This window comes from Thermobrachium celere DSM 8682 (genome assembly GCF_000430995.1).
Lineage (GTDB): Bacteria > Bacillota > Clostridia > Clostridiales > Caloramatoraceae > Thermobrachium > Thermobrachium celere.
This window is the reverse complement of record NZ_HF952018.1, coordinates 453,954-477,045: the sequence shown is the minus strand read 5'-3', so window position 1 is coordinate 477,045 and position 23,092 is coordinate 453,954. Positions and strand designations below refer to the sequence as shown.

Below are 23,092 nucleotides of genomic sequence, written 5' to 3'. Positions count from 1 at the left end.
CTCATCTTCTAATATTGTACTTAATTAAATAATCTCTTTTTATACCTCTTATTTTATAATCAACTGTAAATTTTATCTCAATATACTTTAAAACTTCCTTCTCTTCAAAAGTACCATCCAGCTTTTGAATGATTGTTTTCTCTGTTTTAGTTTCAAATCTAAAATCTTCTATGTTTCCATCAAGTATTATATTCTCTGTATTATTTTTTTGTATATGTATCTCGTCACTTAAACTATATACTTCTATCATATCTGCATTAGTTTTATCTTGGTCCAAGATAAAATCGCCATTTCCCTTAGGAACATACATAACAAGTTCATCCTTGCTATCATATCGATCATGTTTTTTTACAACTATATCCTCTTGATATGCCATCTGCAAAGACTGCATCACATAGTCCATAAAACTTTTAACCTGTGACTCTATGTATGCCTTCTTTTTTTCTTCCTGAAGGACTTTGTAGTTGTTATTAAAAAATCTATAACCTACATCGATTAGAATTAAAAGTATAGCTGATACTACCAAAAGCTCAACTAGAGTAAAACCCTTCTTCTTCATACAAAACCCCTACTCAACTCTTATATTTCCTGCTGGTATTTTATCTATATAAACCTTTTTGGTATTGTTTTCGGATTTGTTTTTAATTTGTATAAGATTTATTTCTTGTCCATCTTGATTTAACACTTCACCCTCTGGTGTAAAGTAAATTACATTTTCGCCCTGAAATTTGCTGTCTCCATAATAAATAGTTAAATCCCTATACTCAACGCTTCTTACAACCTTTTCAGTTCCTTCTTTTTTGTTAACAAGTTCTACTATATAAGTCCCATTATTTTCATTGATACTTATAAAATAACTTTCAAAGTCCATTGACTTGTTTCCATTTTCATATACATCCCTAAGCATTGATGCAATTTCATTGGCAGCAGAATCAAGTCTTGAACTTATAAGAGACTTTGTAAAATTCATATAAGCGATTGAAATAAGTATACCTAATATTGCAACCACAATTGCCAACTCAATAAGTGTAAAACCTTTTTTTTTCATATTTATCACCTAAATATAAAGATAGGGGGGGCAGAAGATGCCCCGATTTTATTTGTCATTATTTTGAGCGTTATTATTTTGAGTGTTATTATCTTGCTTTATATTAACAGTATATTTATCACTTAAAACAGGATATAATTCTTCCGCATTATTTGCTGATGGTCCAGCAAATATCTTTAAAGTATTATTAGAAGGATCATATTCATAGTAAAAATCATAGGATGTATTTGCTTTTGGTTTTAATATTGCTGTTGCATTATCAATATACTTCTTTAGATCTATCTTAGTTTTCCCATCACTACTTACAACTGTATTTTCTTCAATCTTTTGCTTTCCTGAAGCAGTTATAGTATTTCCTTCTGCCATATATTGTTGTAATGCACCTGCTATAGTTTTAGCAGTCGCAACATCAGATCTTATCTTTGAATTATTTATTTGCTTTGTAATTTGTGGAACTGCAATACCAACTAAAATAGCAATTATTGCCATTACAACTATAAGTTCAATCAACGTAAAACCTTTTTTCTTATTTCTCTTGTTCATAGTTAAACCTCCCCATCTTTTATAAATTCATGTTTCCATAAAGTTTAAACATAGGTAGAATAATTGATGCCAGCATGAAACCTACAATTAGAGCCAAGAAAACTATCATTATAGGCTCAAATACTGCTGTAAGTCTTGTGACCATGTTTTCAACCTCATTTTCATAGAGGTCTGCAAGCTTTGAGAGCATCTCCTCAAGGGTACCACTCTCTTCGCCTGTTTTAATCATAACTGGCACAAGCTCTGGAAAAATCTCTAAAGCTCCTATTGGTCTACTTAGGCCTTCTCCCCCCCTAACCTGTTCTACGACTCCTTCAAACTTGCTTTCTATGTAGGCATTGTTTAATAATTTTTTTGTTGTTTCAATAGCAGTAACTAAAGGAACACCTGCACCTATTAAGGTTGAAAGCGTCCTAGTAAACCTTGCTATTGAAGAAAATAAGGATATCTGTCCTATAATAGGCATTTTAAGTTTAAGTTTTGAGAAAGCAATATCGCCTGAAGGAGTCTTTATATAATAATTTAGTAAAATTATTATAAACACCAGTAAAACTAAAAGAATTAACCAGTTGTTCTGCATAAATGTACTTGTATTTAATATAAACCTTGTTGTTGCTGGAAGTTCAACTCCTAAATCATTAAACATTCCAACAAAGGTTGGAACAACAAATACTAAAAGAAGATTTAAAACAGCAAGAGCTACTAATATAACTATTGCAGGATACATTAGTGCGTTTGTTATCTTTTGCTTTAGCTTCATTTCCTTTTCAAATTGTATCGCCATCTTATCAAAGGAACTATCAAGGGAACCTCCAACCTCTCCTGCTTCTACCATGTTTACAAGTATTTCTGGAAAGACATTAGGAAATTTCTTCATAGAAGTTGAAACCGCCGTTCCCCTCTCAACATCCTCTGTAAGAGTTTCAACCGCCTTTTTTAGCTTTTTGTTAGGTATCTGATTTTTTATTACATTAAGGCAGGTTAATATATTAAGCCCCGACTGTAAGAGTGTTGCTACCTGCTTACAAAATACAGCTAAATCCTTAGCCTTTACCTTATTTAAAAACTTTACATCTATTTCTTTGTTTAAAAGGTTATCTTGATTAATTTCAACAACATAAAGGTTTTTATCCTTAAGCTGTCTTACAGCATCCTGTTCATCCTCAGCTACAACTTTTCCCTTTATTTTTTTACCCTTTGAATCTATAGCCTCATATACGTAATTTGCCATAAGCACCCCTCATCAATCCATAGAATATGTAACTCTTAAATATTCTTCAACTGTTGTTTCACCATTTAAAACCTTTTGAATACAGCTATTTTTAAGTGTAACCATTCCCTTTTTTACTGCTAAATCCTTTAATTCATCACTGCTGTATCCCTTTGTAATAGCAGCTCTTAATTCCTTATCTATAACTAATATTTCATATATACCTGTTCTTCCTATATATCCTTTATGTCCACAGTACAAACACCCAGCTCCCCTATAGAGCTTATATTCTCTTTCTTCATCTAGGCCCATAGCCTTAATTTCACTTATGTCTGCAATATATTCTTCTTTACAGTAAGGACATATACGCCTTACTAATCTTTGGGCTATAACGCCAATTAATGATGAGCTTATTAAAAAGCTTTCAACTCCCATATCAATTAATCTTGTAACAGAGCTTGGTGCGTCATTTGTATGTATTGTTGAAAGAACTAGGTGTCCCGTTATTGCCGCCCTAACTGCAATTTCTGCTGTTTCTTTATCTCTAATCTCACCAATCATTATAATATCTGGGTCCTGTCTTAAAATTGACCTTAAGGCTGTTGCAAAAGTAAGCCCTGCTTTAACATTAACCTCAACCTGATTTACCCCATATATTGTACTTTCAACAGGATCTTCAACTGTTATTATATTCCTATCTCCAGTATTAAGTTCTCTAAGTGCTGTATATAGGGTTGTTGACTTACCACTTCCTGTTGGACCAGAAACTAATATTATTCCATGTGGTGAAGATATCAATTTTTCATAAAGTTTCAAGTCATGTTCTAAAAAACCAAGGTTTTTCTTATCCTTCAAAAACTCCCTCTTGTCTGCTATTCTTATAACTATCTTCTCTCCAAATACTGTAGGAAGAGATGAAATTCTCATATCATATTCTCTATCATATATTTCAAATGTCGTTCTTCCATCCTGAGGTATTCTCTTTTCAGCTATATCCATGTTACCTATAACTTTAATCCTTGCAACAAGTGGAGCATGAAGCTCATATTCAACCTTCATTATCTCATATAGTATTCCATCTATTCTAAACTTAATCTTTACCTCTTCCTCAAAGGGTTCAATGTGTATGTCGCTGGCCCTCTGATTTATAGCCTGTTCAAAAATAGAATTTACAAGCTTAACTATTGGCCCCTGAACATCCTCATCTGCTATTCTTGGGTTTTTATTTCTATCAAGTTTTAATGCCTTATTTTCCTTCTTAAACTCCTCTGCAGCCTTAAGGGCTTCCTGTTTACCATAATATTTATTTATAAATCTTTTTATCTCCTCTTCCTTTGCCAAAACTGGCTGTACTTGTTTTCCTGTGTATATTTGTATATCCTCAAGGGCAAATATGTTTAAAGGATCAGCCATTGCAATAACTAGCTTGTCCCTTTCCATTTTAATAGGAAGTACAGTGTGCCTCTTTGCTAATGTTTCAGAAATCATTTTTGTGCATTCTTGATCAATTGGGTATCTATCAAGCTTTACATGAGGTATACCAAGCTGATATTCAAGTACTTCTATTATTTGGTCCTCTGTAACAAAGCCACTTTCAACTAATACTTCTCCTAATTTTTTGTTTGTAGTCTTTTGTATGTTTAATGCCTTCTGTAGCTGTTCTTGTGTAATAAGTCCTGCTTCTATTAAAAATTCTCCTAATCTTTTTCTAGCTTGCATACCTATACCCCTTAATTTAAATTACTTTTTAAATGTCATTAAATCTATTATAAAATTTGCTAAGTGTTGTTAATATTGAATATTTTTCTTTATTATGTAAATTATTATTTTGAATTATAACATTTTTTGCAGATTTTTTCTAGATAATTAAATAAATTTAATTACTGTTTACCTTCTTTTATTACCTCAACAGAATTGTTCTTAATAAAGCTTTCTCTCCATAGGTTAGCATAATTTCCTGTTGACCACTCTACCATAATTATCTTATCTTGATTATGTAATTTAATTTCACCAACCTTATCAACAAGCCTTAGGTTTTTTATTTTATAAAATTCAACAGCTTTAGGAAGTACTATAACTGCTATATCTTTATTTGGAGATGTGTAGGCATCTATTGCCTGAGGAACCCTATCCTTTATATCCTTCATTTGAACACATAAATTATCATATGCAACCATTTTTTTAGGTGGTATAAATCCTGTATTAAAATCTATATATGAAGTGGTATAATCAGTTTGATAATTTACCCTTCCTTTAATCCAAAAACCTCCATTTTTTCTCATTAAACCTATATTCTCATATTTTAAATCTTCTCTTAAAACTGTACCTCTTATATCCTTTAATATCTTTTTTCTTACATCTTCAAATAGACTTTTATATTCCTGCCCAAGCAAGTCAGAAATATTTACCCCCTTATTTTGCATTGGATTATCCACTGGAACAATTTTTAAAACATCCACATTACCCTGCTTCTCTTCTAACGCCATGTAATCATTTCCCACATAATCTATTTTTATTTTGTTCATTTCATTTATAAACATAGTCTCTATTTTTTCTTTTCTGCTTTCAACCTTCTCCTGCCCCTTTGATATGTTTTCTACTTTAATTTTGTAATCATCCATACTTATACGCCAAAAACCACTTTTTCTTGGTAGAAATATATCATTAGTACAATAAATTTCATTTACTTCTCCATTTGATACTCCTATGTAGTATGTTTTATATACTGTTTTTTCTTCCTCCTCATGCCTTATACTTAAGTATAGGGCTGTATCTTTAAAGTTTTGTTCATATTTTTTTAAATTAGGTATACTCCTCTTCCAAGAAGAAATATTGAAACTTTCATCATTAGTCTTTTTTAATCTATATAGCTTATTATTGTATATCACCATTATATTCTCGCTATCTACTTTAATAAAATCATACAAAAAATTACCTCCACTTAAGACAGACACAACCTCTACTTCTCTTCCTTTATTTATATTGTTTTGTATTTTGTATCCATATAAAAGATATTCCGACATATCAACAAGCTTTATTTTATAGGTTATGTTATTAAACCTATCCACACCATCCCAAAACTCATCCTCTTTAAAAACAAAACTTCTTCCCATCAAATCATCTTTGATGTAATCAGAGCTCTCTACCCTATATGTACCTTTAATTGGAATTAACTTATTCTTAGGTGCCTTTACCTTTTCTGCATTTGTAAAATCATTACAACCTGTTAGAATAAATAAAAATGAAAACAACAAAAGAATAATATACCTTCTCATTTGATCACTCCATCTTTAGGAAGACTTATTAAAACTTTAGTTCCTCTGTTTAATTCACTTTCAATTGATATACTTCCATTTAATCTTTCAATTATGTCCTTACAAACAGCTAGCCCAATTCCATTTTTAGATCTGCTGCTTTTTCCTTTGTAAAATTTTTCAAACACATGAGGCAGATCCTCCTTTGAAATTCCAATACCAGTATCCTCAAAAACAAACATTATTTTATATTCATCTTCTTTAAGTTTTATGCATATTTCATCTCCTGCATTGGTAAAGTTAAAGGAGTTGTCTAATATGTTTATAAAAACCTGCTTCAATCTGTTTATATCTGTATATAAGATTAAATCATCCTTCAACATATCAACTTTAAATATTTTGTTTTCTCTTAAAGCTCTTAACTCTACCTGTTTTCTAATATCATTTAAAAACTTGTTTAAACTCACCTCAGAATATTTAAAATCAATTTTACCTGAAGAAAGCTTTGAAAAATCTAAAAGCTCATCCACCATTTGAGAAAGCCTATCACACTCGTTTTCTATAATATTTAATCCATCATTTAATAATTCCTCATCATCAATTGAATGTTTCAATGTAACTGCCCATCCCTTTATAGATGTTAAAGGAGTCCTAAGTTCATGTGAAACTGAGGATATGAATTCATCCTTCAGTCTCTCTCTTTTAATTATTTCTTCAGCCATATGATTTAGCGTAGATGAAAGTTTTTCTATTTCATCAAACTTAGCATTTTCACATCTTTGTTTATAATCACCATCAGCCATTTTTCTTGCCACATCTGTAATTTTTATAATAGGTATCGTAATTGAATCAGCTAAAAGTATGCTTAAAAAAGCAAAAAGAAGTGTAACAGCAAATCCTAATGTTATTAGTATAATCAATATATTATTTAAATCTCTATTTACCTCTCTTAAGGTTGTAACAAACCTAATACCTCCAATTATCTCACCATTTTGATATAGAGGATGTGATACTGCTAACACCTTTTCATCATCATACTCCACTCGTCCAATCCACTTACCTAATTTGCCCAAAAGTGCCTCTTGAATATCCGAATACATCCTCCTATCTAAAATACCTATTGAATCGTATATTATTTTTCCAGTATTATCAAATATCTGAACCTCTAAATTGTTTCTAAAAAAACTATCAACTCCGTTTATAACATTTTCATATAGGCTATCCCTTGAAAAATATTTACTGTATAAATCCGATGAAATTTTAATCTGATTTATAAGTAGGTTTGCAATATTGTTATAGTAAATATTCTTAAAGGAAATATATATAATTAAATTCAAAGTTGAAACTGTTAAAACAATTATTATGACGAAGTTTAAAAGCAACCTACGTCTTATACTACCCATATTATTTCTCCCTTCGCCATCTATATCCATATCCCCAAACTGTTTCTATATACTGAGGATTTGATGAATCATCTTCTATCTTTTCCCTAAGCCTTCTTATATGAACATCCACAGTCTTCACTTCACCAAAATAGTTTTTACCCCAAACATAATCTAATATTTCATTTCTACTTAAAACTTTACCTTTGTTTTTCAAAAAGAATATTAATATCTCTAACTCTTTTGGTGTTAATGATATTTCTTCATCACCTTTAAAAACCTTCATTGAATTTAGTTCAACCCTTATATCTCCTCCTGTAAGCTCACTTTTATTTTCATTCTTTTTTATTCTTCTAAAAATAGTATTTATTCTTGCAACCAACTCTAAAGGATTAAAGGGCTTTACCATATAGTCATCTGCTCCAAGCTCAAGCCCCATTATTTTATCCATATCTTGAGATTTTGCAGTGAGCATAATTACTATAACTTCATTATTCTTCTCTCTAACTCTTCTTAAAACCTCAAACCCATCAATTCCAGGAAGCATAATGTCCAAAACAATAACATCAGGTATAGTTTTATCAAAAATATCTAATGCCTTCTCACCTGTTTCTGCTTCATAAACAATAAAATTATTTCTCTCTAAGTTTATTTTTACAAACTTTCTAATGCTTACTTCATCCTCTACAACAAGAACTTTTAAATTGTCCATATCATCCACCTACCTTAAAACTTCAAATTCATAACCCTGTTCTTTTAGATAATTTATAACCTTATCTAAAACCTCTGGCGTTGTATATTTTCCCTTACCATCGTGCATTAATATTATTAACGTCTTTTTATTTTTACAGGTTGATAAAAACCTTTGATACTGCCTTTCAACCGAAACTATCTTTCCTTCTGCATCTCCAGTTAAACAGTTCCAGTCTATATAGTTATATCCACTTGAAACCACTGCAGCTTTTATTTCCTTTGGTCTTCCAAAGCTTCCACCTGGAAATCTGAAGAATTTATTGTTATAATCATCTCCTAATACAGATTTAATAACCTTCTCTGTATTCTTTATCTCTTCAATTATAACCTCTGGTGATGAATATACTCTACTATATATATGTGTATATGTGTGGTTTGCAATAGCATGTCCATCATCGTGTATTTTTTTTAACAATTCAGGATGATCTTTAACCATGCTGCCTAAAACAAAAAACGTTCCTTTTATACCATTTTTATTTAACACTTCTAAAACCTTTGGAGTTACATCTTGACTTGGACCATCATCAAATGTTAGATACGCTATCTTTTTAGAGCTCTTTTTTATGATCTCATTAACTTTTTTGTTATTTATACTATCAATATCCTTTTTGTCACTTGAAACGCTTATATCTTCTTTTTGTTTTTTATTTTCCTCATTGTCCAACTTTTGTTCATAATGTTTTTTATGATCCTTATTACTTATATTTTCTATTCTTTTTTCTTCCTTTTCATTAATATTTGCTTGGCTTTTAATCTCTGCTTTAGCTGAATTGTTTTCAGCATAAAACTTACCTATAGCTAGTCCAATTATAAAAGCAGATATATAAACAAAAAATATTATATAAACAGACCTTTTTTTCATTACATAATTCCTCCAGACACTAGATATATACCTTTATTATTCAACATCTAAAAATAAAATCCTTTATACAATACATATAAATTTTATATAAAAAGCATTATGAATAAATTAAGAAATATTTAAAATAGCATTTTAATTTTTTATACTATTTTTTAATTTTTATAGAAATATTTGTAGTATAATATTAATAATAAACCATGAAGGGAGAATTAATATGAATATCTCAAACTTTACCTTTAAGATAACTAAAGCATTTGAAAACAGCATAAAGCGCTTTCCTGTTACCTTTTTATTTTCATTGGCTGCATGTATTACAATGATATCAATTGTGGAATATAGGACTTCACCTCCATCCACTCTACAAAGATTAGCAATGATATTAATATTATCAATACCTGTAACACTCACTGCTAAGATAATATGGGAAAGAAGACAGGAAGACTATGCGAGGCTTTTAATTTACTACGCCGTTTCCTTTGTATTCATTATCGGATACTACTTCATCTATCTAAATAAGCTTGACTATATAAGCACATCAAGAATTGTTGGATCAAATATAATATTTTATCTTCTATTCCTACTTATCCCATATTTTATTGATAGAAAAAATTTTGAAATGTACTCCATAAAAATATTTACAGCTGGATTTATAACCTCAATATACACTGGTGTACTCTATTTTGGACTTAGTGCCATTCTTTTTACGATTGACAGGCTACTTGAAGTAAAAATAAACCCTGAAACATACTTACAAACATTCTTTATTTGTGTTTTTATATTTGCAGTAAATTACTTTTTATCTTTGGTTCCTAGAATTAAAGATAACTTTACAAAGGACGTATTTCCAAGAGCCTTCAATATACTTTTAAATTATATAGTGGTGCCTCTACTTACTGCATATACCATAATACTATACATCTACTTCTTTAAAATACTAATAACACAAAACTGGCCTAAGGGACTTGTTTCTCACCTTGTTCTATGGTATTCATTTATAACAATTTTGGTTGTATTCTTCCTAGCCCCAATAAAAGAGGATGTAAAAATAGCATATTATTTTACTAAAGTTATTACCAAGGCAATAATACCTTTAATTTTAATGATGTTTACTTCAATGGGAATTAGAATTAATGCCTATGGAGTCACAGAACCAAGATATTATGTAATTATAGCTGGTATATGGGTCCTCTTAGTTTTCGTATATTGGAATATAACCAAAGAGACTAAGAATACACTAATACCATTTACCTTAGCAATAACAATATTTATATCACTTTTTACTCCTTTATCTAGCTTTAGTATATCAAGATATAGCCAAAATAAGCGTTTTGAAAATATATTAAAAAGAAATAACATGTTAAAAGATGGGAAAATTATTAAAAATCCTAATATAGATAAAAAAGATAAACAACAGATAAGCAGTATCATTTCATACTTTGAATATAGGCAGGGAATAGATAAGTTAAAGTTTGTTCCTTCTGATTTCAATTCATCAAAGATGAAAGAAGTATTTGGTTTTGAATATGAAGCTCTTTACACTCCAGATAGTATTCAATATTTCTATTACAGAATAAAGCAAAACAGTTTAATAGATATTAAAGGTTATGACTATTTTGTTCAAATTAACTCATACAATATAGATACTACAAATATGAAGGAATTTAGCTTTAAATATAACAATTCCAATGCAACTTTATATATCTTTAAAAACAATATATTAATCTATAGCAAAAATATTAATGAGATATTAAAGGGAATTTATGAAAAATATAATATGCTTCAAAAGGACACTGAACTCGCTGTAGATGCTTTAACCTATGTAGATGAAAATCAAAATATTAAAATCAAAATAATATTAAATAATGTTTCAGGAAGAAAAGGTGAAGACCAAACTCCTACAATTGATGGATGCGAATTTATAATTATGTTTAGTATTAAATAATTCTAGTAAAATTAGCCCCATGATTTTAAAATTCATGGGGCTTTTAAAGGTTAAATATTAAGTTAAAAGGCTGGAACTACTGCTCCTTGATACTTTTCTTCTATAAACTTTCTAACATCCTCTGATTGCAGTACATTTATAAGTTCTTTAATTAATTCATTATCCTTATTGTCCTCCCTTGTTACAAGTACATTTGCATATGGTGAGTCCTTATCTTCAATAAATAGGCTATCCTTTACAGGATTTAATTTTGCCTCAAGGGCATAGTTAGTATTTATAATTGCTAAATCAACATCCTTTAAAACCCTTGGAAGTTGAGCTGCTTCTAATTCTTTAAACTGAATATTCTTAGGATTTTCAACTATATCCTTTGGAGTTTGTGTTAAACTATTATCCTTAAGTTTAATAAGACCTTGCTTTTGTAAAAGCAAAAGTGCTCTTCCTTCATTTGTTGCATCATTTGGTATTGCTATTACTGCTCCATCCTTTATCTCTTCTTTATTTTTTATCCTTTGTGAATAAGCCCCCATTGGCTCAACATGTACCTTTGCAACTGAAACAAGATTTAATCCCTTTTCCTTATTAAACTCATTAAGATATGGAACATGTTGAAAGAAATTTGCATCTATTTGCTTATCATTTAGTGCTGTATTTGGAGTAACATAGTCTGTAAACTCTCTAACTTCTAATTCTATTCCCTTTTCTTTAAGTTTTGGTTTTATGTAGTTTAAAATTTCTGCATGAGGAACTGGAGTAGCTCCAACTACAATCTTTTTCACACTCTTAGTTTCTTTCTTTTGACATCCTGTAATTCCTGTAAGTAATAATGAAACGCATACTATTACTGAAGTAAATTTTCTTAAATTCATAATTATTACCTCCTGTCAATTTTTTTTGCAAGATAATTTCCTGTTCTTTGTGTTATTTCAACAATGAGTACTAAAATTATAACAGTTACTATTAAAATATCTGTTCTAAATCTTTGGTACCCATACCTTACTGCTAAATCACCTATTCCACCACCCCCTATAACTCCTGCCATTGCAGAATATCCTATTATATTTACAATTGTTAAAGTAATACCTAATATTAGACCTGGAAGAGCTTCCTTTATCAAAACCTTTAAAACTATTTGAGGTATAGAAGCACCTAATGATACTGCTGCCTCTACTACACCTTTATTTACTTCCTTTAGAGCAGATTCTACCACCCTTGCAACGAAGGGGGCTGCTGCAATGGATAATGGAACCACTGCAGCTTCTTTTCCTATTGTTGTGCCTACAATAACTCTTGAAAGGGGAAATAGTACTATTATTAAAATAATAAATGGTATTGATCTTGTTATATTTATTATTGTTCCTATTACTGAATTAATCTTTGGCATTTTAAGTAACCCTTCTTCATCAGTTAATACTAAAAACACTCCAAGGGGAGCCCCTAAGATTATTGAAAAAAATGTAGAAAACACAACCATATACAAAGTATCTAAAAATGAAGGTACCACTAATTCAACAATTTCACTCATATTTTCAACCTCCTTACATCGCCTTTTCTTTTAAGTCTAAATATATTACTCCTTCATTTTGGCTTCGTAGAAACTGTTTTAATGTCTTAGACTTAGGACTATTAAATACCTCATCCTTTTTGCCCACTTCTACAATCAAACCATTTTCCATAACTGCAACATGACTACATATTCTTTCAACAACATCCATTTCATGAGTAATTAAAACTATCGTTAAACCAAATTTATTATTTAAATGGAGTAATAAATCTAAAATCTGTTTTGTTGTAAGAGGGTCAAGGGCTGAGGTTGCCTCATCACAAAGAAGTATTTTAGGATTATTAGCAAGTGCTCTTGCTATTGCAACTCTCTGTTTTTGGCCTCCTGACAGATTTGAAGGATATTCTCTTTCTTTGTCTTCTAGTCCTACAATCTCTAGAAGTTCCTTAACTCTTTTGTCTATATATTCCCTTTTATATCCTGCTATCTCAAGTGGAAATGCAACATTCTTATACACATTAGAATTTGAAAGCAGATTAAAATGCTGAAAAATCATGCTTACATTTTTTCTATACTCTCTAAGCTCTCTTTTATTAAATTTTGTTATATCCTCACCTTCAACTATTATTTGACCTTCATCTGGAATTTCAAGTAAATTTAAACACCTTAAAAGTGTTGATTTGCCTGCACCACTCTTACCTATAATTCCAAAAACTTGCCCCTTTTCAATTTTTAAATTAATTCCTTTTAAGGCCTCTGAATTTTTTCCGTTTACCAAATAGCTCTTTTTTAAATTTTTTATTTCTATCATGCTGACACCCCTTTAAAATTATTTATTGTTATTTTATTGAATAAATTATATTATTTACCTGTGATACAAATAAAAAAACCTCTTTGATGAAAGAGGCTTACCTCTCTCATCTCCCAGCTTTCGCTGCAGGATTTGGCACCTTGCTTTTCGCAGGTTGCCGGGCTTCATCGGGCCAGTCCCTCCACCTCTCTCGATAAGAGCTTGTTATTTATTTGAATAAATTATATTATTTACCTGTAATACAAATAAAAAAACCTCTTTGATGAAAGAGGCATCCTCTCTCATCTCCCAGCTTTCGCTGCAGGATTTGGCACCTTGCTTTTCGCAGGTTGCCGGGCTTCATCGGGCCAGTCCCTCCACCTCTCTCGATAAGAGCTTGTTATTTAATTCTTGATTTAGATTATATAAACAATTGCAAGTTTTGTCAATATATTTTTCATTTTTTTCTTATAAAAATATCCATGTATTTACCATAACTTAAATAAAAAGCTATAAAATTATATATTAAAATCCTTCTGTCTACCAATACTTTTAAGGTTTTTATAAAAAACCCCCATGCAAGAACATATTACATGGGGGTAAATGCTACTAATCTTGATTTTCTTCAACATTATTTGTTATACTTGCTTGTTCTGATTCAACTTGCTTTACACCTTTTTTATTCTTTCTCTCTTGATGCTTTTCTTGAGTTTTCTCTTTAATTTCCTTTTTTAATTCCACCTTTATTTCATTTGTATCCTTTTTGTTTATAAAATTATTGTTAATTTCCTTTTTAACCTGCTTTGCCTCTTCTTTTGTTATTGTTCCATTTTTTACTTCTTGTTTTAATACCTCTCTAGTTTCTTTTCTTATTTGATTTCTAACTTTAATTGTTTCTCTTGCTTGTTCTCTTATTTTCTTCATCTCTTCTTTTTTATTATCTAATAATGACTGTGCCAACTTTAATGCCTCTTCTGCCTTCTTAATCTCCTCTTCATTTTTTACTTCCTTTGCTGTCTCTAGTGCTTTTCTTGCTTCTACTACCTGTTTTCTAATTTCATACATTTCCTTTTTCTTATCTATTAAACTTATTAATACTTCTCTTTTTTGAGTTTGAAGTTCAATTACTTTTTGTATTGTAGGCTTTGCATTTTCCGATACCTTTTCCTGTATTTTGTTTAATATTTCTATTGAATTTTTATATCTACTTTCTATTCTATTTCTTAATTCATTAACTTTATCTTGATCATCTTCCTGATTTTTATCTTCCTGACTCTCTTGAGAAACTATTTTTTCTACTGTTTGTTGTGCTGCATCCATCTTCTGCTGATATTCATCTACTGCAGGTTTTACAAGTTCCTCTTTACCTTCTTCAGCCATTACCTGTGCCTCTACTAATCTCTCCTCTGCTACATCTGCTGTAACTTCTGCCTTTTTCTCCTCTTCAAAGGTTAAAGCTATTTTTATTTCATCAATTAGCTTATCAACAGGATATAGTATGCTGTCTGGTGTTATTCCAGCATCTGATCCTTGCACGTCCGCCTTTGCTATTGTAATATTAAAAGAAAACGCCAAAGCTAATACAATTGATAAATATTTTTTCATCTTTATTACCTCCCCTTAATTTAGTTTTCACTTAATTATACGAACAAAAATTATTTTTTAAGGGGGGAATAAGAAATTTTTACCCCATAAAATTTTTAAAATTTTACGTATTAGATAGTGAAAGGGGGAAGAGGATGATAACTGATAGAGAACAGTTTATTGAAACAAATAGAGATTTTATATATAAGGTTGCTTCAAGCATATGTAAAAGAAGATTAAATTGGGAAAATGATGATGAATTAAGTATTGCTCTAATTGCCTTTAATAAATCCATTGATACCTATAACAAACAAAAAGGTAACTTCTTCTCCTATGCTAAAATGGTAATTAAAAATTCACTTATAGATTACTTTAGGAAAAGTACAAAAAACTTAAACATCTCCCTTGATGATGAAGATCTTATAAGCTTTGAACATAGAAGTTCAATCGAAAGATATGAAATAGAAGAAGAAAATAAAGTAAGAGCTCAAGAAATTACTCTTTTTTCACTTAAACTTAAAGAATATGGAATAAGTTTCTCTGACTTGGTATCAAATTCACCAAAGCATAAAGATACAAGAGAAGAATTAATAAACGTTGCATTTTTAGTTTCTAAAGAAAGCCAAATTATTGAAAAACTAACTAGGACTAAACAGCTTCCCATAAAGCAAATATGTCTTTTAGCCTCTAAAAACGAAAAGTTTATTGAAAAATGGAGAAGGTACCTAATAGCACTAATACTTATTTTGACAGATGAAGATTTAAAATATATCAGATCATACCTCAATATAAAGGTAGGTGAAATAAATGATTAAAAAAGGTATAGTTGTAGAAGTTAATAATAACGAAGCCGTTCTATTTACTCAAACAGGGGAATTTATTAAATTTAAATCTAAAGAAAAATTACAAATAGGCCAAGAATACACATATACATCTATAAATTTAAAACCTTTTTTAATAGCAGCTTCACTAATAATTTGTATACTTTTTGGATCATTTTTAACAGTATATAACCAAGTATATGCTTCAATAGTTATAACAATTAATCCAAAAATTAAAATTGATATTAACAAATTTAATAGAATAATAAAGATAATCCCATTAAATAAAGATGGTGAAGAAATAACAAGTTCTATTAAACTAAAAAATAAAAATATCAACGATGGACTAATTTTAATTATAAATAAGGCAAAGGAAAAAAAGTATATAACTGATGAGTATTATAATAACAAATCTAAAAAAATAAATATTCAAATAGATAAAGAAGATATAAAACTAAATAAATTTATATCTGAACTAAAAAAACAGAATATAAATTTTGTAAAAGTATATGATAAGGTTCAAAATACACAGGATAAACAAAAAGATGAACTTATTAAACAAAAAACAAAACCAATACCTAAAGATAATAATGAAAAGGAAGTACCTTCAAATAAAATTAAACCTAACAAAAAAATAAAAAACAACGATTTAAATAATACCAAAAAAGAATTTAATAAAAATCCCGATAATAAAATACAAAATAATAAAAACAAAGAAAAATATCAAAAGCAAACATCCCAATACCAATATGAAAAGAATGATACTCCTATAAAAAATAAAAAGGGGATTAGAAGGGACTAAATTAATTTAGTCCCTTCTAATCCCTTTGCATATTCATACCCTAGATTAAATATTCTTGTGCAAAAATCATTACTAAAGTTTACTGTATCCTCTGGTCTTACTTCAAAATTGGGTTCTAGGACAATAATGTCTTCTTTTTTATATATATCATATATGTACTCTGGTACTATAAAACCATTTGAAAGTGCAATTATATAGATCTTATCTACCTTATCCTCAATTAATGGGCTTAATAGGCAGTTATTTAATATTCCTCCATCTAACTTGTACCCATCATACTTGCCCTCTACTAAATCTTTTTTAAACTGTTCAAAAAGAATTTTAGCACTCACTTTTTTTAGATCACCTTCATAATTATATGGCAGAAGGGAACTTGCCTTTACTGCATCTAATGCCTCCTCTTCACTTAAATCTTTTATATCAACTACAACCTCTTCTATAGCTGTACCACTTACCTTAACATAGTTCACATAAAATGATTCTATACTATTATCAAATCCCTTTAATTTTTTTAATTCTTCTATAACCAATTTATTTTCTACAACCATGTTTAACGAATCAAAATATTTATTTGAATCCATCTCAAGCCAAAACCTATACATATCTTCATAGGAGTTCCTATACATAAAATATCCATTAATAGCTCCAATTGAAGTACCTGTTATAACATTAAAACTTAATCCCTTTTCCTTAAAAAACTTTAAAATACCTGCTTCAAAGGCTCCCTTTGCTCCTCCACCAGTTAAACATAAACCATACCTCATCTTAACACCCCCAAACCTTCTAAAGATATTATAGCAACTTTAAAAAAATAAGTGACATATAAAACAAATTATTAACCAATTGTTTACAAAATATTGTCGAACTTTGTATCAAAAAATACCATAAAGAATAATATGTACTAGGAAAAGATATAGGCTACCAATGATATAAGTTGAACATAATTTTTAAGAAAGGTGGTGAACTGTATGAATAACTGCTGTGATTTCAGCTACAATCCATGCTGCTCAATTAAAAATATACTTGAAATGCTAAAGGGTCAAAACTGCATTATAGTATTAAAGAATGGCAGAGCTCAATGTGTAAGAGTTTTAACAGTTTGCGATAACATTTTAGTATGTGAAATCGCAGGATGCGGCTGCCCAGTTAAATTTGTTGACATCCACTGCATCTGCGAAATAATTACCGACTGTAGAAAAGTTTTAGGTGCTTTCTTAAGATAATTAAATAATTTAAGCGGCTTTTTAGCCGCTTTTTTATTTATATCTTCCTGTTGACCTTATTTTTGAGTTTATTACTACTTCTATCTCACAATCTTTAAATCCCTCCTGTATTTTTTCAACAATTGCATCTGTTCTCCCATATTTAGCCACAGCATATTTTTGTATATCAAATACATCTATTTCAAAATCATTCTTTGCCTTTTCTATTGTCTCTTTAAGTTTTTCAGATAAGTTCTTTATTAGTAGTGAATTAATTTCTTCAATAATTTCTTTTTCATCCTTTTGTTGTTCAAAACTATAGGTATTAAGCTTAATTTCTCCTTGTATATTTAGTGTAATTGTATATTTTAATTTATCTCCTATCTTATCTACTTTAACCTTTCTTTTTGAAATGCATTCCACATCAACAGCTTTATTATAATCACCCATTACAATTGCAATATTCCCCTTAACATCACTGTTTCTTAAAAGATTTACATATACAGCCTCTTCAATTGGAATTATCTTTTTTAGTTTATCTTTATCAAAGACAGCAATACCAGCAATTCTTATTGTTGAATCCTTCTTTTCAATTGCTGGTATGATAATGTTTCTGCCCTCCTGATAATACATATTAACTAAATGCTTAACTCCTGCATTATTAGTAAAAAAGTTGGCACTGTAGGCTGCTTCAATTAATTCCTTTATTTCATCAGCCATTGTATTTTCTTCCTTAGGCTTTTGCTCAAATATTTCTTTACAGCTTCCTTTTGATACAACCATTATGGTATTTAAGTTTCTCTCCTGATCTCTTATGCAGATATCTAATATATCCTTTATACCTAGTTTTGCCCTCTCTTCACTAATTACATAGGCTCTAGTTGTACCTAAAAGATAATTCTTTTTTAAATTAAGTTGCCTATAATCATTTGCTTCATTTATTGTTTTTCCTATTTCTAAACTTACACCCCTGTCTATTTCATTTTGCCCCCTAAATATTAAATACTCTGCCACGTTTTCTATTTTTCTTTTATCCTCCCCTATATCAAATCCTATTCCAGTTATTACCGACAACTTTTCAATAGAAACTCTGTTATAGCAGCTACTAAATAGTAAAAATAAAAGAATTATAAAAAATAGTTTAAGCCTTTGCATTTTTCTTCACCTTCTTAAACTTGCTAATTAAAAATGCAGTAATTAACCATAAAATTATATACCCTACTAAAAAAGGCATAACCTTATCTGTTATACTGCCTCTATTATGCTCTGGTACTAAAATTAATCCTAAAAGAGCTGCTAAAATACATGTCACTGCACAGGATATTTTATATGGGATCTTGGTTGCCTCTGAAAAATAATATGTAGCTCCAAAATGCATACATGCAGCTGTTTGAAATATCTTGTTGCCCCAGATGAATATAAAAAGTGGTTCAAAATTTGAAATTACAGGTATTTCTGTAGTTGCAACTAGATATAAAAAAGGATATTTTAATTGCGATGTTAACTTCCAACCTATAAAAAGTATGGTAACAAAGGTTACAAATGTATAAAGTGTAGTTGTAAAAATACATGCTGCTATTCCTACTCCCTTTGTTCCCATTTTATTTGTTATCATAGGAATTATTGCAATAGAAAGTTCGACACCTGAATATGCAAAAAAAGTAGTAGGGATTGCTTTTATAATTGAGCCATAATCACTAACTATTGGAAGAACATTAGTTATGTCCCCTTTATTAATAAAATATATTGGAATTAAAAATATAAATATAGTGAGATAGAACACCAACTCACTTAACCTTGCAATTATCTTTAATCCATCTACGGTATTATAATATATAAGAGCAGATGTTATAAAAATCAGTACATAAGGAGATAAAAATTTTGTTGTTGAAAAGGTTAATTCATTGGCAAGACCTGAAACTACAGCTGCCTCTAAAAATATAAAATTAAAAGAAAACAAAAATGTAAATATCTTAGTTAAAAACTTACCATATATCTGTTCACTAGCCTGAGTATACTCAACAAAGTTTAAATCCTTATATATTTCATAACTTAAAAGTACACATAATATAGGATAAATTCCTGCTAGAATAACAGCAATCCATCCTGATTGTTGAGCCTTTTTTGTAACTCCTGATGCCAAAGTTATTATTCCTATCCCTATCATTGCACTTTGAATTACGAAAAAATACTGATTCCTTGTAATAGTGTTATTTTTATTCATCTTTGTTCCTCCTAGCCAAACTAGGTTTTAGGCTTACAGGCTCATTAAATACCTTTTTTATTTGATCTCTAACAAAAACATCTCCAAAGTCCTTAAACCTCGATGGTGCCATAGGTGAAAAATATGGTATTCCAAAGGAGTCTAGTTTTACAAGTGCTACAAGCAAAATATAAAATCCTATAAGTATACCATAAAAACCAAACATCTGAGCTAAAATTAACATTGGGAACCTTAAAAATCTAATACAAAGAGCCATTTGATAGTTTGGAATTAAGAATGTAGAAACAACTGTTATTGCTACTATAAACAATGTTGCATGGCTTACCAAGTTTGCTCTAGTTGCTGCATCTCCAATAACAATACCACCTACAATTGCAAGGGTTGTTCCAACTGGGTTTGGAAGCCTTACTCCACCTTCTCTTAATATTTCAATTGCAATTTCCATTGCAAGTATTTCTAAAAAAGGAGGTAGTGGTATACCCTTTCTAGAGTTTATAATAACCATCATGAGTTGGTAGGGTAAAAGTTCTGCATTATATAAAAGAAGAGTTAAATATATTGGCCCTAAAATTAAAACAGAAATTACAGCAATAAAACGTGTTATTCTTGAAAAATTTGCTATAACTAGCCTTTCAGAGTAGTCCTCAAATCCTTGAAAAAATTCAATGAATGTTGCTGGAACAACTAGTGCTGATGATGATTCTGCAAAAAATATTGCTGCCTTCCCTTCTAACAGGTCAAAAACCACCTTATCTGGCCTTTCTGTATTCTTTGCTTGAGGAAATAAATTAAAAGGACGCCTTTCTATAAACTGTTCAAACACACCAGTAGTATGCATTGCTGGAGCTTTTACTGTAAGTACTCTTGATTTTATAGTATTTAAAAGTTCTTTATCGATTATATCTTCAACATATACTAGTGCAGCCTCAGTTCTAGTCTTTTCGCCTACTACAAATCTTTCTATTTTAAGTGAAGGGCTTTTTATTTTTCTCTGAATTATGGTAAGGTTTAAATTTATATTTTCTGTAAAACTTTCTCTTGTACCTAATATTGATTTTTCTGAGGTTGATTCCTGAATATCCCTATACTTGTCATTTAATGAATCTATAATCATTGCAGTTTTTATTCCATCTATTATAACTGCAGTCTTTCCACTTAATATCTCTGCTCCTATGTCCTTTGCATTGTTATTTAATCTAAAGCTACTTACAACTAAATATTTTTTTGCTATTTCATATATGTCCTCATCTTTAGTGATGTCTTCATCAACCTTATACATTAGAGGTTTTATTATAGATTCTTCAACATAGCTTTTATTAGCAAGTCCATCTATAAAAAGAACATAGGCATTTATTTTACCATTTATCAATATCTCCTTCTTTATGAAATTGCTGTTTTGGGCCACAAAATTGGAAATAAGCTGAAGATTTTTATTATAATCCTGAACTAGTACTTGTTCAATCATGTACACCACCTCTATTTTTATTTTTCCATTATGTTTGAAAATAATACCATATAAAACACGAATTAAAATTTTCTCAGTGCGAAAAATATTATAAAGGGGTGATAGTATGTATAATGATAGTGAAATTGTTGAAAGAATTAGAAACCTTCTTGAAGATGAACTGCAGGAGCTTTCATACGATATAAAGGTTAGATGTGTTGATGGGCACGTTACTATATCGGGTATTGTTGACACTCTTTCTGAAAAGAGTAAAATTGAAGAACTTGTAAGAAGAGTTGATGGAGTTAAAAAGATTGAAAACTCCCTTACTATTTCAACCGATGGAACCTTTACAGATAAGGAGGCAGAGTTTGAAGTTATCAATAAACTTAGAAAAAACCCTGAACTAAACTCTGTTGGAGTAAAGGTAGAAGGTGGAACTGCCATACTTATGGGAACTGTTGATAATGCAAAGGTAAAAAGAACAGCTATGGAAACTGCAAAGGAAGCATTTGGTATAAAAGATGTAGTCTCTAATATGCAGGTTAAGGATGCTGGAAAAATTGACGATATCACACTTACTAACAAGATAGTAGAAGAACTTAGAAACCATGGCATAAGCAATAATGACATAAACATTTCTGTTGATGATGGATATGTAAGGCTTTCTGGGTTTGTAAATGGAAGACATGAAATGGAAATGGCAATAGAAATAATAGAAGAAATTGAGGGTGTAAGAAAGGTTAGAAATCTACTTAAAACAAGAAGAGATGAATAAAGGGGCTATTTGCCCCTTTATTCATCTCTCTATTTCTCCCCTCATTACTTCATCAATTCTTCTATTTATAGTGTCAACTGGTGCCTCCATCATCATTCTTCCATACCTAAAGTTAGCCGCTGCAGCCTCTATTATAACTGCTAAATTCCTACCTGGTTTAACGGGTATTCTTATTCTTCTTACAGGAATATTAAGTATATTAGTATATTCTGGAGTACCTATTCTGTCAAAATCATCTTCATCCTTCCACTTTTCCAAATGTATAACTAAATCAACAGTCTTCTCCTCTAATATTGAACTTAACCCATAAAGAGACTGTATATTTATTATACCAAGCCCTCTTACTTCAAGCATACCAGATGTTATATAAGGACTTTTTCCATATAAAATTCCGTCAACTAATTTGATTTCAACAGCATCATCACTTACAAGCATATGTCCTCTTTTTATAAGCTCTAGTGCTGCTTCACTCTTTCCTATTCCACTTTCACCCGTTATTAGTATCCCTATACCATAAACATCTACCAATACCCCATGAAGTGTAGTTGTTTTAGCTAAAGCTCTATCTAAATAGTTTACAAGTTTATTTATAAGTCTTGTTGTATCCCTTGTACTTCTTAAAACCCATATTTGTTTTTGTCTTGCAAGTTCTATAAACTCTAGATGTGGATTTAAATTTCTAGAAAAAACAATACACGGCATATCATATTCAAAATACTTTTCTAATCTTTGCCTTCTAACATTAGGCTCAAGATTATTAAGATAATGCCACTCTGCATTGCCTACTATTTGAATTCTTGTGTTAACAAAATAGTCATAGTAGCCTACAAACTGTAAACCAGGCCTTATTATATCATTGCAATTTATATGTCTGTTTTCATCCCCTTCGACAACTACTTCAAGATTTAAATCCTCTATAAATTTTTTTATGCTTATAGACATAATATTC

At 30.0% G+C, this 23,092-nt stretch carries 23 protein-coding genes and 2 riboswitches; of the genes, 5 read left to right on the top strand and 18 right to left on the bottom strand.

Features of this window, described 5'->3' with window-relative positions:
* Position 1 precedes the first annotated feature (1 nt).
* From TCEL_RS12735 to TCEL_RS02825, 9 genes are all read right to left on the bottom strand, one after another.
* A complete protein-coding gene (locus TCEL_RS12735; protein ID WP_018660927.1) occupies positions 2–559 on the bottom strand; it encodes a prepilin-type N-terminal cleavage/methylation domain-containing protein in 558 nt (185 codons plus the stop codon).
* 9 nt (positions 560–568) lie between these two features.
* Positions 569–1,048 carry a prepilin-type N-terminal cleavage/methylation domain-containing protein gene (locus tag TCEL_RS02860; protein ID WP_018660925.1) on the bottom strand — a complete coding sequence of 160 codons (480 nt, stop codon included), beginning with the start codon at positions 1,046–1,048 and terminating at the stop codon, positions 569–571.
* 48 nt (positions 1,049–1,096) lie between these two features.
* Positions 1,097–1,591 carry a type II secretion system protein gene (locus TCEL_RS02855; RefSeq protein ID WP_018660924.1) on the bottom strand — a complete coding sequence of 165 codons (495 nt, stop codon included), beginning with the start codon at positions 1,589–1,591 and terminating at the stop codon, positions 1,097–1,099.
* Positions 1,592–1,610: 19 nt separating this feature from the next.
* Positions 1,611–2,822 carry a type II secretion system F family protein gene (locus TCEL_RS02850; protein WP_018660922.1) on the bottom strand — a complete coding sequence of 404 codons (1,212 nt, stop codon included), beginning with the start codon at positions 2,820–2,822 and terminating at the stop codon, positions 1,611–1,613.
* A gap of 12 nt (positions 2,823–2,834) precedes the next feature.
* A complete protein-coding gene (locus tag TCEL_RS02845; RefSeq protein WP_018660920.1) occupies positions 2,835–4,520 on the bottom strand; it encodes a GspE/PulE family protein in 1,686 nt (561 codons plus the stop codon).
* A gap of 161 nt (positions 4,521–4,681) precedes the next feature.
* Entirely contained in the window at positions 4,682–6,076 is a 1,395-nt protein-coding gene (locus TCEL_RS02840) for a hypothetical protein (RefSeq protein WP_018660918.1), read from the bottom strand.
* Entirely contained in the window at positions 6,073–7,488 is a 1,416-nt protein-coding gene (locus TCEL_RS02835) for a sensor histidine kinase (RefSeq protein WP_242823432.1), read from the bottom strand. Before TCEL_RS02835 ends, TCEL_RS02840 begins: the two co-directional genes overlap by 4 nt.
* Positions 7,460–8,149: a response regulator transcription factor gene (locus TCEL_RS02830; RefSeq protein WP_018660913.1), complete on the bottom strand. Its 690-nt coding sequence runs from the start codon at positions 8,147–8,149 to the stop codon at positions 7,460–7,462. Before TCEL_RS02830 ends, TCEL_RS02835 begins: the two co-directional genes overlap by 29 nt.
* A 9-nt stretch (positions 8,150–8,158) precedes the next feature.
* Positions 8,159–9,052: a polysaccharide deacetylase family protein gene (locus tag TCEL_RS02825; RefSeq protein ID WP_018660911.1), complete on the bottom strand. Its 894-nt coding sequence runs from the start codon at positions 9,050–9,052 to the stop codon at positions 8,159–8,161.
* 214 nt (positions 9,053–9,266) lie between these two features.
* Between TCEL_RS02825 and TCEL_RS02820 the strand changes: the two genes are divergently transcribed.
* The gene (locus tag TCEL_RS02820; RefSeq protein WP_018660908.1) at positions 9,267–10,994 is read left to right on the top strand and encodes a DUF4153 domain-containing protein; all 1,728 of its coding nucleotides are present in this window, start codon (positions 9,267–9,269) and stop codon (positions 10,992–10,994) included.
* 62 nt (positions 10,995–11,056) lie between these two features.
* Here TCEL_RS02820 and TCEL_RS02815 read toward each other — a convergent pair whose 3' ends face one another.
* From TCEL_RS02815 to TCEL_RS02800, 4 genes are all read right to left on the bottom strand, one after another.
* Entirely contained in the window at positions 11,057–11,863 is an 807-nt protein-coding gene (locus TCEL_RS02815) for a MetQ/NlpA family ABC transporter substrate-binding protein (protein WP_018660906.1), read from the bottom strand.
* Positions 11,864–11,868: 5 nt separating this feature from the next.
* Positions 11,869–12,519, bottom strand: a complete 651-nt coding sequence (locus TCEL_RS02810) for a methionine ABC transporter permease (RefSeq protein ID WP_018660905.1) — start codon at positions 12,517–12,519, stop codon at positions 11,869–11,871.
* 13 nt (positions 12,520–12,532) lie between these two features.
* Positions 12,533–13,309, bottom strand: a complete 777-nt coding sequence (locus TCEL_RS02805) for a methionine ABC transporter ATP-binding protein (protein ID WP_018660903.1) — start codon at positions 13,307–13,309, stop codon at positions 12,533–12,535.
* Positions 13,310–13,412: 103 nt separating this feature from the next.
* A riboswitch (SAM riboswitch) is annotated at positions 13,413–13,509 on the bottom strand.
* 78 nt (positions 13,510–13,587) lie between these two features.
* Positions 13,588–13,684: riboswitch (SAM riboswitch) on the bottom strand.
* Between the two features lie 213 nt (positions 13,685–13,897).
* Entirely contained in the window at positions 13,898–14,893 is a 996-nt protein-coding gene (locus TCEL_RS02800; protein WP_018660902.1) for a DUF5667 domain-containing protein, read from the bottom strand.
* Positions 14,894–15,027: 134 nt separating this feature from the next.
* Here TCEL_RS02800 and sigI point away from each other — a divergent pair, with 134 nt between their 5' ends.
* Positions 15,028–15,687 carry an RNA polymerase sigma-I factor gene (gene sigI / locus TCEL_RS02795; RefSeq protein WP_018660901.1) on the top strand — a complete coding sequence of 220 codons (660 nt, stop codon included), beginning with the start codon at positions 15,028–15,030 and terminating at the stop codon, positions 15,685–15,687.
* Entirely contained in the window at positions 15,680–16,495 is an 816-nt protein-coding gene (locus tag TCEL_RS12730) for an anti-sigma factor domain-containing protein (protein ID WP_018660900.1), read from the top strand. Before sigI ends, TCEL_RS12730 begins: the two co-directional genes overlap by 8 nt.
* Here TCEL_RS12730 and TCEL_RS02785 read toward each other — a convergent pair.
* On the bottom strand, positions 16,492–17,259 hold the full coding sequence (locus TCEL_RS02785) for a patatin-like phospholipase family protein (protein WP_018660899.1): 768 nt from the start codon (positions 17,257–17,259) through the stop codon (positions 16,492–16,494). The genes TCEL_RS12730 and TCEL_RS02785 overlap by 4 nt on opposite strands.
* 204 nt (positions 17,260–17,463) lie before the next feature.
* On the opposite strand from TCEL_RS02785, the gene TCEL_RS02780 reads away from it, so the two are divergent.
* Positions 17,464–17,718 carry a hypothetical protein gene (locus TCEL_RS02780; protein ID WP_018660898.1) on the top strand — a complete coding sequence of 85 codons (255 nt, stop codon included), beginning with the start codon at positions 17,464–17,466 and terminating at the stop codon, positions 17,716–17,718.
* A gap of 33 nt (positions 17,719–17,751) precedes the next feature.
* Here the strand turns inward: TCEL_RS02780 and TCEL_RS02775 are convergent, their stop codons facing one another.
* Genes TCEL_RS02775 through TCEL_RS02765 form a run of 3 tightly spaced genes read right to left on the bottom strand, consistent with a single transcriptional unit; the run spans position 17,752 to position 21,386 of the window.
* Positions 17,752–18,852 carry a Ger(x)C family spore germination protein gene (locus tag TCEL_RS02775; RefSeq protein ID WP_018660896.1) on the bottom strand — a complete coding sequence of 367 codons (1,101 nt, stop codon included), beginning with the start codon at positions 18,850–18,852 and terminating at the stop codon, positions 17,752–17,754.
* Positions 18,839–19,921 (bottom strand): GerAB/ArcD/ProY family transporter, encoded by a 1,083-nt coding sequence (locus TCEL_RS02770; protein ID WP_018660894.1) that lies wholly within the window; start codon positions 19,919–19,921, stop codon positions 18,839–18,841. Before TCEL_RS02770 ends, TCEL_RS02775 begins: the two co-directional genes overlap by 14 nt.
* Positions 19,914–21,386, bottom strand: coding sequence for a spore germination protein (locus TCEL_RS02765; RefSeq protein WP_018660892.1), 1,473 nt, complete (start codon positions 21,384–21,386; stop codon positions 19,914–19,916). The genes TCEL_RS02770 and TCEL_RS02765 overlap by 8 nt, the downstream gene beginning before the upstream one ends.
* 106 nt (positions 21,387–21,492) lie before the next feature.
* Between TCEL_RS02765 and TCEL_RS02760 the strand changes: the two genes are divergently transcribed.
* Positions 21,493–22,143 (top strand): BON domain-containing protein, encoded by a 651-nt coding sequence (locus TCEL_RS02760; protein ID WP_018660890.1) that lies wholly within the window; start codon positions 21,493–21,495, stop codon positions 22,141–22,143.
* Between the two features lie 21 nt (positions 22,144–22,164).
* On the opposite strand, the gene hprK is transcribed toward TCEL_RS02760, so the two are convergent.
* A complete protein-coding gene (gene hprK / locus TCEL_RS02755; RefSeq protein WP_018660888.1) occupies positions 22,165–23,085 on the bottom strand; it encodes an HPr(Ser) kinase/phosphatase in 921 nt (306 codons plus the stop codon).
* Between the last annotated feature and the right edge of the window lie 7 nt (positions 23,086–23,092).

Coding starts and splice junctions, on each gene's coding strand:
- TCEL_RS02840 (WP_018660918.1), bottom strand. CDS start 6,076: ATGAGAAGGTATATTATTCTTTTGTTGTTTTCATTTTTATTTATTCTA.
- TCEL_RS02860 (WP_018660925.1), bottom strand. CDS start 1,048: ATGAAAAAAAAAGGTTTTACACTTATTGAGTTGGCAATTGTGGTTGCA.
- hprK (WP_018660888.1), bottom strand. CDS start 23,085: ATGTCTATAAGCATAAAAAAATTTATAGAGGATTTAAATCTTGAAGTA.
- sigI (WP_018660901.1), top strand. CDS start 15,028: ATGATAACTGATAGAGAACAGTTTATTGAAACAAATAGAGATTTTATA.
- TCEL_RS02820 (WP_018660908.1), top strand. CDS start 9,267: ATGAATATCTCAAACTTTACCTTTAAGATAACTAAAGCATTTGAAAAC.
- TCEL_RS02810 (WP_018660905.1), bottom strand. CDS start 12,519: ATGAGTGAAATTGTTGAATTAGTGGTACCTTCATTTTTAGATACTTTG.
- TCEL_RS02815 (WP_018660906.1), bottom strand. CDS start 11,863: ATGAATTTAAGAAAATTTACTTCAGTAATAGTATGCGTTTCATTATTA.
- TCEL_RS02780 (WP_018660898.1), top strand. CDS start 17,464: ATGAATAACTGCTGTGATTTCAGCTACAATCCATGCTGCTCAATTAAA.
- TCEL_RS02830 (WP_018660913.1), bottom strand. CDS start 8,149: ATGGACAATTTAAAAGTTCTTGTTGTAGAGGATGAAGTAAGCATTAGA.
- TCEL_RS02845 (WP_018660920.1), bottom strand. CDS start 4,520: ATGCAAGCTAGAAAAAGATTAGGAGAATTTTTAATAGAAGCAGGACTT.
- TCEL_RS02760 (WP_018660890.1), top strand. CDS start 21,493: ATGTATAATGATAGTGAAATTGTTGAAAGAATTAGAAACCTTCTTGAA.
- TCEL_RS12730 (WP_018660900.1), top strand. CDS start 15,680: ATGATTAAAAAAGGTATAGTTGTAGAAGTTAATAATAACGAAGCCGTT.
- TCEL_RS02825 (WP_018660911.1), bottom strand. CDS start 9,052: ATGAAAAAAAGGTCTGTTTATATAATATTTTTTGTTTATATATCTGCT.
- TCEL_RS02785 (WP_018660899.1), bottom strand. CDS start 17,259: ATGAGGTATGGTTTATGTTTAACTGGTGGAGGAGCAAAGGGAGCCTTT.
- TCEL_RS02765 (WP_018660892.1), bottom strand. CDS start 21,386: ATGATTGAACAAGTACTAGTTCAGGATTATAATAAAAATCTTCAGCTT.
- TCEL_RS02775 (WP_018660896.1), bottom strand. CDS start 18,852: ATGCAAAGGCTTAAACTATTTTTTATAATTCTTTTATTTTTACTATTT.
- TCEL_RS02805 (WP_018660903.1), bottom strand. CDS start 13,309: ATGATAGAAATAAAAAATTTAAAAAAGAGCTATTTGGTAAACGGAAAA.
- TCEL_RS12735 (WP_018660927.1), bottom strand. CDS start 559: ATGAAGAAGAAGGGTTTTACTCTAGTTGAGCTTTTGGTAGTATCAGCT.
- TCEL_RS02800 (WP_018660902.1), bottom strand. CDS start 14,893: ATGAAAAAATATTTATCAATTGTATTAGCTTTGGCGTTTTCTTTTAAT.
- TCEL_RS02850 (WP_018660922.1), bottom strand. CDS start 2,822: ATGGCAAATTACGTATATGAGGCTATAGATTCAAAGGGTAAAAAAATA.
- TCEL_RS02835 (WP_242823432.1), bottom strand. CDS start 7,488: ATGGATATAGATGGCGAAGGGAGAAATAATATGGGTAGTATAAGACGT.
- TCEL_RS02855 (WP_018660924.1), bottom strand. CDS start 1,591: ATGAACAAGAGAAATAAGAAAAAAGGTTTTACGTTGATTGAACTTATA.
- TCEL_RS02770 (WP_018660894.1), bottom strand. CDS start 19,921: ATGAATAAAAATAACACTATTACAAGGAATCAGTATTTTTTCGTAATT.